At 69.6% G+C, this 11,027-nt stretch carries 8 protein-coding genes and 1 tRNA gene; 6 read left to right on the top strand and 3 right to left on the bottom strand.

All coding sequences use genetic code 11. The features are described 5' to 3' along the window. The first annotated feature begins 106 nt into the window (after positions 1–106). From AC5JJ2_RS17140 to AC5JJ2_RS17130, 3 genes are all read left to right on the top strand, one after another. Positions 107–634, top strand: coding sequence for a transposase (locus AC5JJ2_RS17140; protein ID WP_495859237.1), 528 nt, complete (start codon positions 107–109; stop codon positions 632–634). Between the two features lie 98 nt (positions 635–732). Then, entirely contained in the window at positions 733–1,875 is a 1,143-nt protein-coding gene (locus AC5JJ2_RS17135) for a sulfite oxidase (RefSeq protein ID WP_495859236.1), read from the top strand. A 14-nt stretch (positions 1,876–1,889) separates the two neighbouring features. Further along, positions 1,890–3,794 carry a hypothetical protein gene (locus tag AC5JJ2_RS17130; protein ID WP_495859235.1) on the top strand — a complete coding sequence of 635 codons (1,905 nt, stop codon included), beginning with the start codon at positions 1,890–1,892 and terminating at the stop codon, positions 3,792–3,794. A 58-nt stretch (positions 3,795–3,852) separates the two neighbouring features. Here the strand turns inward: AC5JJ2_RS17130 and surE are convergent, their stop codons facing one another. Both surE and AC5JJ2_RS17120 read right to left on the bottom strand, forming a co-directional pair. After that, on the bottom strand, positions 3,853–4,647 hold the full coding sequence (gene surE, locus AC5JJ2_RS17125) for a 5'/3'-nucleotidase SurE (RefSeq protein ID WP_495859234.1): 795 nt from the start codon (positions 4,645–4,647) through the stop codon (positions 3,853–3,855). 265 nt (positions 4,648–4,912) lie between these two features. Beyond that, on the bottom strand, positions 4,913–5,989 hold the full coding sequence (locus tag AC5JJ2_RS17120) for a class I SAM-dependent methyltransferase (protein WP_495859233.1): 1,077 nt from the start codon (positions 5,987–5,989) through the stop codon (positions 4,913–4,915). A 356-nt stretch (positions 5,990–6,345) separates the two neighbouring features. Between AC5JJ2_RS17120 and AC5JJ2_RS17115 the strand changes: the two genes are divergently transcribed. The 3 genes from AC5JJ2_RS17115 (at position 6,346) to AC5JJ2_RS17105 (ending at position 8,369) form a co-directional block, all read left to right on the top strand. Beyond that, the gene (locus AC5JJ2_RS17115) at positions 6,346–7,674 is read left to right on the top strand and encodes a hypothetical protein (RefSeq protein ID WP_495859232.1); all 1,329 of its coding nucleotides are present in this window, start codon (positions 6,346–6,348) and stop codon (positions 7,672–7,674) included. Positions 7,675–7,696: 22 nt separating this feature from the next. Then, positions 7,697–8,269, top strand: coding sequence for a fused DSP-PTPase phosphatase/NAD kinase-like protein (locus tag AC5JJ2_RS17110; RefSeq protein ID WP_495859231.1), 573 nt, complete (start codon positions 7,697–7,699; stop codon positions 8,267–8,269). 16 nt (positions 8,270–8,285) lie between these two features. After that, a tRNA-Leu gene (locus AC5JJ2_RS17105) sits at positions 8,286–8,369 on the top strand. A 61-nt stretch (positions 8,370–8,430) separates the two neighbouring features. Here the strand turns inward: AC5JJ2_RS17105 and AC5JJ2_RS17100 are convergent. Then, positions 8,431–10,839, bottom strand: a complete 2,409-nt coding sequence (locus AC5JJ2_RS17100) for a C45 family autoproteolytic acyltransferase/hydrolase (RefSeq protein WP_495859230.1) — start codon at positions 10,837–10,839, stop codon at positions 8,431–8,433. Positions 10,840–11,027: the final 188 nt, after the last annotated feature.

Raw genomic sequence — 11,027 nt, 5'->3', positions numbered from 1 at the left:
CGGGCTAGGGGTTGGGGGTACTCCCCACCCCGCGGCCGGTGGCCCGGGGGCTTTCCGTGGGGGGCCAACCCCCGGGGCCCAACGGCCCGCGGGGAGGGGGCACGCGATGGACGAGGATCGTCGCTGGTTCCACTGCACGACGCACACGTACGCCGCGTGGCTGCCCGGCGACCCCCGCGGCTACCGCACCCGCCACCATCGGCAGCACGTCGAGGGCGACTACAAGAACCCGCCGCCGCCCGGCATGTACCGCAGCTTGTATCAGCGGAGCCTGAGCTTGTTGAAGCAGCCGCCCGTGAAGATCGACCGCGACCTGCGGGAAGTCGTCGCGCTGGCGATGGTCGCCAAGCTGCAGGAGTACACGGCCCAAGTGTTGGCGCTGAGCGTTAGTAGCAACCACGTTCATCTGCTCGCGAAGATGCCGCCCGGCCCGGTCCCGAAGCGGTGGGTCGGATTCGCGAAGCGGAACGCCACATTTCAGTTGAAGGAAATCGGTTGGGTCGGCAAACTCTGGGCGAAGGACGGGAAGGTCAACCCGATCCGCGACCGGCAGCACCAGCTCAACACGTTCTACTACATCCTCCGCCATCGGAACGAAGGCGCGTGGGTGTGGGACTTCCGCGAGCATCGGTAGTACCTTCCCCATCCCCGCGGACGTTCGTCCGCGGGCTTTCGCCCTGAAAAACAGAAAGCCCGCGGACGAACGTCCGCGGGGACGACCCCAGGACCACCATGACCCACCTCTCCCGCCGCGATGCCCTCAAGGCCACCGCCGCAACGTTGCTCGCCGGCCGCGCCGCCGCGCAGGACGCGCCGAAGCCGGGGCTGACGGTCCGCATGGCCGAGCCGCAGAACCTCGAATCCGCGTTCGGCGACCTGAACTCGTTCGTCACGCCGACGGAGCAGTTCTTCGTCCGCAGCCACTTCGCCGTGCCGACGATGGACGCGAAAACCTACCGGCTGAAAGTCGAAGGGGCCGTCGAGTCGCCGCTGGAGCTGTCGCTCGACGACATCCAGGCGATGCCCGCGACGACGATGCCGCTGACGCTCGAGTGCGCCGGCAACGGTCGCGTGTTCCTCGTGCCGGCCGCGCGGGGGTTGCAGTGGCAGTTCGGGGCCGTCGGAAACGCGGAGTGGACCGGCGTGCCGCTTTCGGCCATACTGGAGAGGGCGAAGGTCAAGGCAAACGCCGTCGAGGTCGTCCTGATCGGCGCGGACAAGGGGACGATCGCCGGCGACCACCCGACACCGGGGCCGATCCACTTCGATCGGAGCATCCCGCTTGAGAAGGCGAAGAAGCCCGAGGTGCTGCTCGCGTACCAGCAGAACGGCAAGTCCCTGACGCCGAGCCACGGGTTCCCGTTGCGGGCGGTCGTCGGCGGGTGGTTCGGCATGGCGGCGGTGAAATGGCTGACGCGGATCGTCGTCACGGACAAGCCGTACAACGGCTTCTGGCAGACGTTCGACTACGCGACCTACGAGCGGCGGGACGGCGGCCTCGCGACCCTCACGCCGGTCACTGCCATGCAGCCGAAGGCACAGATCGCCCGGCCGCTGATCGGCGAGGTCGTCCCGGCGGGGAAGAGCTACACGGTCCGCGGCTCCGCGTGGGCCGGCGAATCGACGGTCGCGAAGGTCGAGGTCAGCGGCGACGGCGGCAAGACGTGGGCCGAGGCGAAGCTGACCGGCGAGGCGAAGCCGTTCTGCTGGCGGGCGTGGGAGTTCGCCTGGGACGTACCGGCCACGCCCGGCCCGGCGAAGCTGCTCTGCCGCTGCACCGACGCGGCCGGCAAGGGGCAGCCGGAGAAGCGGGACACGGATCGACGAACCTACGTAATCAACCACCTCGTCCCGGTCGAGGTGACGGTCCAATGACGGGGGAGAATCTCATGGCGCGGTTGCTTCTGACGCTGACCCTCGGCCTGGCCTGCCTGGCGACGCCCGGTCGCGCGGCCGTGGACAAGCAAAAGGTGGACGCGGCCGTCCAGAAGGGGGTCGAGTACCTGAAGACGGTCGGCGGCGGCGGCGGCGGGCCGAACGGCATGCACGACACCACGGCCCGGCTCGGCGGGCGGGCGCTGGTCGGCCTGGCGCTGCTGGAGGCCGACGTGCCGAAGAACGACCCGGCCGTCGCTTCCATCACCCAGCTCGTCCGGCTCGGCGGCCTCGGCGAGGGCCGCACCTACGACCTCGCCCTCGGCATCCTCTACCTGGACAAGCTGAACGAGCCGGCCGACATCCCGCTCATCCAGCTGCTGGGCGCGCGGCTGATCGTCGGGCAGAACAACTTCGGCGGGTGGAGCTACACTTGCGTCGCGGACGTGCCGCAGGCGGAACAGGCCCGGCTCCAGGGGGCGCTGCGGCCGGTCGGCACGGCCGGGCTACACCCGGAGGCGCAGAAGGTGCTCCGGCTGGGCCGCGGCGGCGGCGGGAACGCGGTCGGCGGGGACGACAACTCGAACACCCAGTTCGCGATCATTGGCGTCTGGGTCGCCCAGCGGCGGGGCGTGCCGGCCAGTTCCGCCATCTCCGCCATCGACAACCGGTTCCTCCGGACGCAAAGCCCGACCGACCACGGGTGGTCGTACAGCGCCTCCAACGGCGCGAACACGTCCACCCCGGCCATGACGTGCGCCGGCTTGCTCGGGCTGGCCGTCGGCAAGGCGAACGACGAGGCCCGCAAGGCCGGCCGCAAGCTCGTCGGCGAGGGGAACCCCACGCCCCCCAAGCCGAAGGACGACGACCCGTTCTTCAACCCGCCGGCGAAGGCCGAGAAGCCCAAGCCCGAGGAGGACCCGGACGAGGAGATGCCGGACGAGGAGGAAGAGGAGAAGAAGAAGAAGGCCCCGACCATCCGCGACATGGCCATCGACCGGGCGCTCCAGGCCCTCGGCCGGACGATCGGCGGCAAGGGCGTCGTCATGGCCGACGGCGGGCACTGGGGCGGCGTCGGCGACCTGTACTTCATCTGGTCGCTGGAGCGGGTCGGCGTGGCCTACGGGCTGGAGACCATCGGCGACGTGGACTGGTACCAGTGGGGCGTGAACACGATCCTCCCGGCCCAGCAGCCGAACGGGTCGTGGATCGGGTCGCACGGCCCGCCGGTCCAGACGGCGTTCGCCGTGCTGTTCCTGAAGAAGGCGAACTTCATTGCCGACGTGACCCGGCAGCTCGACGGCAAGGTGAAGGACCCCGGCAACGGGGAACTCCGCGGGTCCCGCGGCGGGCCGCTGGCGATCGCCGCCATGGGCCGGCGGATCGACCCGAACACGGAAGGCCCGCCGGACCCGAAGAACCCGGACCTGAACCGCGTCCGCGGCCCGTCCGAGGCCGACCGGATCGCGGCCGGACTGGTGGCGAAGCAGCCGGACACGAAGTGGGACGGCAAGCTGAAGGCGGCCCGCGAGTCGAAGGGCGGGCAGTTCACGGCCGGGCTGGCGCAGGCGGTCCCGTTCCTGAGCGAGCGGCGGGCGATCCTGGCCCGCGAGGCGCTGGCCGACCGGCTGGTGCGGATGACGCCGGACACGCTGGCGAAGATGATGAAGGACCGCGACGCGGAGTTGCGGCGGGCGGCCTGCCTGGCGGCGGCGATGAAGGACCAGAAGACGTTGACGCTCGACCTGATCGAGCGGGTGACGGACATCGACGACGCGGTCGTCCGGGCGGCGCGGGCGTCGTTGAAGGCGATGTTCAACCAGGACTTCGGCCCGCCGACCGGGGCGAACGACGAGCGGAAGCGGATCGCGCTGGACGAGTGGAAGTCGTGGTACACGACCGACGGCCCGAGGCCGTGAGGCCGACTCTTGGCGAGTGGGGGCGTAAGCCCCCTGATTCTGGGAGCGCGATCCAGAATCAGGGGGCGTACGCCCCCCCCACCCCATCCACCACCCACCTCCAGCCCATCAACGCGGCCCGCGTCGCGTGATAGGTCACGTCGAACATCACCGGCGGCACCCTGATGAACTGCTCGGCCAGCGCCGTCACGTCCGTGTCCGGGTGCGGGGCCGGGCAGCAGAAGTCCGGGCTCGTCCAGAAGTACGTCCGGCCGCGGGGGTTCACCCGGCGGTCGAACTTCTCCTCGTAGGGGGAGACGTTCTGCGGCAGCACCTTCACGCCGCGGATCGGGCCGTTCTCCAGCACCGGGATGTTCACGTTGAACAGGCTCCCCTTCGCCGGGCGGTTCGCGAGAATCTGTTCCACCACCCGGCGGGCGTGGCGGGCGGCCGTCGGGAAGTCGTAAATCTTCTTCTCGTACTCCAGCGAACACGCGATGGCGGTGTAATGGTAGAACGCCCCCTCGATGGCGGCCGCGACGGTCCCGGAGTAGAGGACGTTGATGCCGGCGTTCGACCCGGCGTTCAGCCCGCTGACGATCACGTCCGGCGGCTCCTTGAGCAGTTCCAGCAGCGCGAGCTTCACGCAGTCGGCCGGTCGGCCCTCGACGGCCCACCCGATCGGCGTCGTGCCGTCGTCTTCAAAAACTTCGTTCACAAGTAACGGCGTGAGGAGTGTGACTGAGTGCCCGGCGGCGCTCTGCTCCGTGGCCGGGGCGACGACGGTGACCGTGCCGAGGGCCTTCAACTCGTTCCTTAGCGCCCGCAGGCCGGGGGCGTAGAACCCGTCGTCGTTGGTCAGCAGGATGCGCATGGTATGAACTCAATTCCAGTGGGTCGTCGCTACCTGCGGCGGCCTTCGCTCCGTCTTCAGCCGCGTAGCGGCGGTAGTCGTTAGCCAGGGGTGGAGCGGAGCGGAACCCCTGGGATCGGAGCCCTACCCGAACGCCCAAGCCCCGGAGGGGCGACAGACGCGGCATCTGTCGCCCCTCCGGGGCTTGCGTGATGGTCGACCAACCAGGGGCTTGCGCCCCTGGCTAACGACCGCCGCCGCTCCGCGGCTGTAGACGCGGCCAAGGCTATTGGGGCCGCAGCTTGAACATGAACCGCTCCGCGTGGCGGTTCCACGGCCACCGGCCGAGCACCTCGGCCGTGTACCCTAGCATAGCGGCCAGCCGCAGGAAGTGGTCCTTGTTCACCACCATCTCGCCGCGGTGCCCAGCTCCGCGCTCCACCAGCTCCGACGTAATCACGTCCGCGATAATCACGCCGCCCGGCTTCAGCAGCCGCTTCGCTTCCGCGAGAAGCAGCGCCGTCTCGTCCGCGAACGTGTGGGTGAACACGCTGAAGAAGATCGCCAGGTCGAACGTGCCGTTCTCCGCGAACGGAACGGTCGTCAGGCCGCCGACCTCGAACGCGAAGTTCGGCCGGCGGAACGTCCGGTTGCAGAACCGGATCGCCTCGACGCCGATGTCCGTGCCGGCGTACCGGCCGCGGGGCGTCAGGTAGTCCAGCATCGCCCCGGCCATCTGCCCGGTCCCGCAGCCCACGTCCAGGACGTGCGAATCCGGCGTCAGCCCGAACCCGGTGAGCATCCCGAGCCGCTCGCGGGACGACTTCTCGTACTCCGCCTTCGAGTGGTACGCCCCGACCACCCACCAGTGGTTCTCGTCCAGGTTCGCGGTGCGGTAGACCGAGTGGTAGTCGATGTCCGTGGCCCGCGGGCCGACGACCGGCAAGCCCACGCGGACGCCGCGGGCGGCCTCGACGAGTTCGCCGCCGCGGACGAGGTCGATCTCCAGCGTGAAGTCGCCGACCACGTCCGGCGTCGGCACGCGGACCGTGACCTCCTCGGAGGCGTGCGGGAACGGCGGCCGCGGCAGCGGCACGGTCGTCGGCTCGGCGTCGAACGGCGTGCCGAACCGGGTCAGCCACCGGCAGCGGACGGCCGCGGGATGCGCGACGTGTTCGACCCGCAGCTTCGCGTCGAGCGCGGCCTTCGCCTCGGCCGCCGGCGGCGGGTTCAGCCACGTCACGACGGCGTCCCGCGGGTCCGCCGGCGGCGCGGGCTGGGCCCGCGTGACGGCTCGTTTCATCTGGCGAAGTGCCCGCCAAATCACGGTCTGGCCGAGGACGGAGCGGAGCAGCGTTTTCATGACACGTCGGCCCGAGTAGGCAGGGAATCGCGGCGGATGGTATCGCGGGCCGAAACGCGGGGTCAAGGGCAACGACCGTTTAGCCGCGCCCCGGTGGTTGAGCGGGGGGGGGCGAGTAACACCTAGACTTCCGAAGTCCGGCTTCGACTTCGGAAGTCGATCCCGCGCGGCTGCGGTCCTCACATCCCGTCGGTGCTGGCTCCGTTCGACTTCCGAAGTCGAAGCCGGACTTCGGAAGTCGGAGGCCGCGCTCCGTAACGCCTCCGGATCGCGGCGGATTCCTTCCCCATCCGCGGCGCATTGCGTACAACAACCCTCGCACTGCCGAGGAAGGTGCCCACGGCGAAGGAGTTACCGTGTTCGCATCCATCTTTCTCGAATTCCACCTGCCGAACTCGACGACCTGGTTCTACTTCGCGTTCTTCCTCGCCGTCGCCCTGTTCTTCCACTTCGGCCGGCCGTTCCACCTGCGGAACTGGGACCTGCTCGCCCTGTTCCTGTTCGTGCCGGGGTTCCTGTTCCTCCAGGAAGCGAACCAGTCGGCCGCGACCGACCGCGACATCGCGGATGGGGAGCGGGTGTTCGGCTACGCCTGGCTCTTGGCGGCGTCCGCCGTCTGGCTGTTCCGCTGCTTCTTCGACCTCGCCGCGAACCGCCGGCCGGTGTTCCGGTCGAACCTCGCCGTCGCCGGGCTGGCGTGGTTCGGGGTCGCGCTGTTCGTCTGCCTCGCCGCCGTCGCCGGGATTCGCCCGGACTACGCCTGGGAGCCGGTCGGCAAGCAGCCGGCCGCCATCGCCGGCGTCGCCGAAGGTGCGGCGGCCGTCGTGTCCACCGGGCAGGAGACGGACGCCTCGCTCGCCCGGCTGCGGAACTGGACCGTCCGCTGCCTCGCGCTCGCCGGGCACGCGGCCGTCGTCGTCGGGCTGTTCTTCGTCGGCTGGCGGCACTTCCGCGACGCGGAAACCGGCGTCGCGATGGGCACGATGTACCTGCTGTTGCCGTACACCGCGTACCACATCTCGCAACTGCACCACGTCCTGCCGGCGGCGCTCGTGTTGTGGGCGCTGTTCGCGTACCGCCACCCGCGGGTCAGCGGGTGGCTGCTCGGCCTCGCGGCCGGGGCGACGTTCTTCCCGGCCCTGCTGTTCCCGGTCTGGCTGCACTTCTACTGGCGGCGCGGGGCATGGCGGTTCGCCTTCGGGTTCTTCACGGCGATGGTCGTGTCGCTCGTCGGCACGCTGAGCGTGCTGTGGGCGGCCGGGTACTTCCCGACCGGGCTGTCGCAGGTGCTGCACTTCTCCGACTGGCAGCCGTGGAAGCGGCCGACGGCCGAGAGCCTGTGGCAGGGCCGGACGTTCGCGTACCGGCTGCCGATCTTCATCATGTACGCGGCGTTCGTGGTGACGAGCTTCTTCTGGCCGGCCGTGCGGACGATGGCGCACCTCGGCGCGATGTCGGCGGCGGTCCTGATCGGCGTGCAGTTCTGGTTCGCGGACCGGGGCGGGCTGTACGTGCTGTGGTACGCGCCATTACTGTTGGTGATCGTGTTCCGACCGACGACGACCGACCTGGAGCCGCCGCCGCCGGCCCCCGGCCGCGGGTGGGGCACGCGGCTGGCCGTCGGCGTGTGGAACCGCTTCCGGCGGAAGTCGAACCAACCGCAGCCGCCGGCGCTGGCGGCGTGAAGTATTCCCACGGAGGCCACGGATGGCGACCCACCTTTACCGGCTGTTCGTCGTTGTCATCGTCCTCGGCGTCGTCGCGGTCCCCTTGCTGTACAAGGTCGGGCAGGAGCGGCGGTACCGGAACCTGCACGTCGTCGCGGACGGGCAGCTCCTCCGCAGCGGGCAGCTCAACGCCGAAGGGTTCGAGCGGGTCGTCCGCGAGCATCGGGTCGGCACCGTCATCAGCTTCCGCGAGACGAAGGACGACGACCTGAAGTTCGAGGACCAGTTCGAGGAGGACATCTGCCGGGCCGAGGGCGTGCGGTACCACCGGTTCTCGTACCTGGACTGGGGGAACCCGGACGGGTCGATGCCGGCGCGGGCGAACATCGACAAGTTCCTGGCGCTGATGGACGACCCGGCGACGCCGAAGCCGGTGCTGATCCACTGCTTCGCCGGCATCCACCGCACCGGCGTCCACGTCGCCCGCTACCGGGTCGAGCGGCAGGGGTGGACCCCGGCCGAGGCGTGGGAGGAACTGAAGGCGATGGGCAGCCGCCGGACGACGTACAAGGACGACCTGATCCGGTTTGTCCACATGCCGCCGCGGAAGTAAGATGGTGACGCACCCCGCGAGGGTGGCGGAATTGGCAGACGCACAAGATTTAGGTTCTTGCGCCCGTAAGGGCGTGGGGGTTCAAGTCCCCCCCCTCGCACTGGCTCGTAACACGGACATTACTTCCTGACTCTTCCGTCGATGTAGGCCGGTCGATAAGTTCAGGGTTTGCTTCCGTTCTCCTCCTTCGTCACAACCATCCGTCGGGCCGCGCCGTCGGCCGTCTGGACGACCACTTCCGCGGCGGGGAAGCTCGCCCTCTCGGCGCACCGGTACGTTGCGTCGGCGGACAGGCCGGCCACGAGGACCAAGGAGTGCCGCGCCGACAGCGGGTTCGTGCCGACCGTCACCACGGCCGTGCCGTCGTGGGCGTAGGTCTTGCCCGCGATCACGGCCGAGGAGTAGCCGAACTCCACCGGGAATGCGGCCGCGAACCGCTTCGCGATTCGGTTCACGGCGGGTCGGCCGATCAGGATGACGTGTCCCTTCAATTCGGCGTCCGTCGCGTCCGCGTCGGCCTTCACCGGGACGATCGCGTTGCTGCCGTTCGTCCGCACGGCGGTTTGCAGGGCGGCCGCCGCCTCGCGGTTTGCGGCCGCGTCGCCGGCCGTGCCGTAGACGATCACCGCCCGCTCCGGGTCTTCCAGCCAGCTCGCGGTCGTGAACGCCGGGCCGCCGACCGTCAACTCGCCGCGGTCGGCCAGCCACTGCGCCACGTCCTTGCCGCTCGACTCGCCGACGGCGGCGAGGAACTGCTTCGCCGAGACCTCCTTCCCGGCGTTCGCGCGGCCGAAGCCATCCAGCGCCTTCGCGAACGGCTCGGCCCCCAGGAACCCGCGGAGGGCGTGCAGCGTCAGCACGCCGCGGGCGGTTTCCTCCTTGTGCCATCGCGCCCGGTCGAGTTCGCGGTCCAGCGGCGACTCGGCGGACGCGGGCCGCGCCAGGCGGGCGCTGTTGAAGTCCGTGCGGTAGCGGAACAGGAGCAGGTCGAGTTCGCGGCGGTCGGCCTTCGCGTTCTCGGCGGCGACGAACCGCTCGTACTTCGCGAACGCGGCCGTCAGCCACACGTCGGCGTCACTCTGCGACAGCAGCGTCCCGTGCCACGCGGCCGTGGTCGTCGTGGGAAGCGAAGTAACGGCCGGAAGTTTCCCGCCGAGATCGACGGCGACGGCTTTCGCCGCCGGGCCGGGCGGGGCGGGCGTCAGCACCGTCCAGTCGTTCGGCACGAGCGGCCGCAGAATCTTGTACTTCTCCTTCTGCCCCGGCTCCGGCTGCCAGACGCGGCCGTAGGGCGGGCCTTGCACGGCGTGCGCCTTCAACTCCTTCGCCAGCGCCGTCGTCGTCACCTTCGCGTCGAGCGACCGCAGCTTCGCGAGCGGGGCCGAGGAATACGCGCGCTTGCCGAAGTCGGCGTCGATCTTCCCGCGGTGCGTCTTGTAGAGCGACAGCCACGCGAGGTCGCGGTCGGACGGCTTCCACGACACGTCCTGCGGCCGGTCCCGCACGTCCGCGATCGTGTCCAGCCGCACTTGCACGTCCTTCGCGTTGTTGCAGCCCCAATAGAACCCCTCGACGCCGGGGACGAGCCACTGGTTCTGGGAACTCCGCCGCAACCGGTACGCGTTCGTCCCCTGTTCCAGCACGGCGATCTCGTTCGTGTGCGCGTCGCCGATGAGCCATTCGTTCGTGTAGAGGCCGTTGTTCTTGTCCACCAACTCCTTCACCAGCTCGTCGATGGTGTTCGCGTACTGGAGCGCCTTGCGGGCGCGGGTGGCGAGCGGCGTGCCGTCGCGGTTGAACCGCGTCTGCTCGATGGTCGTTTCCGTCATCATCAGGCCGGACGAGCTGAGGTAGTAATCCATGCCGGAGTAGATGCCGCCGGGGAAGGTCTGCATGACGACGCGGTGGCCCTTCGCCGGCTTCACGTCCAGCCAGACGAAGAAGTGCGCCGCCTGGTGGACGTTCCACATGGTGATGTGGCCGAACACGATCTTGCCGTCCGCCGTGGCCGGGCCGGTGGCCGCGAACGCGGAGCAGTGGTGCTCCTGCTCCGGCGGCGTGGGCTTCGGCACGGGCAACTTCGACTTCACGTCTTCCAGGCCGGTCGGCGTCGCACGGAGGGCGTCGCCGAGGCAGGCGAGTTCGACCCAGAGGTTGATGCCGGCCACGTCGATCACGTCGAGCGGCCGGCCGTCGGCCTTCGCCCCGCCGGCGACGGCCCCGTCCGCGATGCCCTTCATCTCTTCGAGGTACTCGCGGTCGAACCGGTGGAGGTACATCCCGCCGACGAGTTCGCGGTACAGGTCCCAGTACTCGGCCGGGTGCTTCGGGGCGCGGTGCTCGGCGAGGGCGTTGCGGTACGTCTCGATCTCTTTGGAAAGAAGTTTGCCGTGCTGGAACCCGCGGTCGTAGGGTTCGCCCTCGATATGCACGACGGCCCAGCCGTTCTGGGGGTAGCGGTAGCCGGCGTCGTGCCGGCGGACGGACGCCGGGTCCGGGGCGAACGGCTCCGCGGCGTAGAGCGGGAGGGCGAGGACCAGGACGAGGAGGGCGAGCAATCGTCGGGACATGAGGATTCTCGGCGAGTGTGTGAATGGATGGGTGCGCTTGGTTTTTACCCCGAAGGGGTGGAACAAGTCAGCCCAGGGCAACGCCCTGGGTAACGCCCCACCCCCGCGACAAGCCCTGAAAGGGCGACACAGGTTGCGCTGTCGCGCCCTTTCAGGGCTTCCCTCGGTGGCGGTCCTACCCAGGGCGG

It is taken from the genome of Limnoglobus sp., from assembly GCF_059499385.1.
This window is presented reverse-complemented; position numbering and strand designations above follow the sequence as displayed.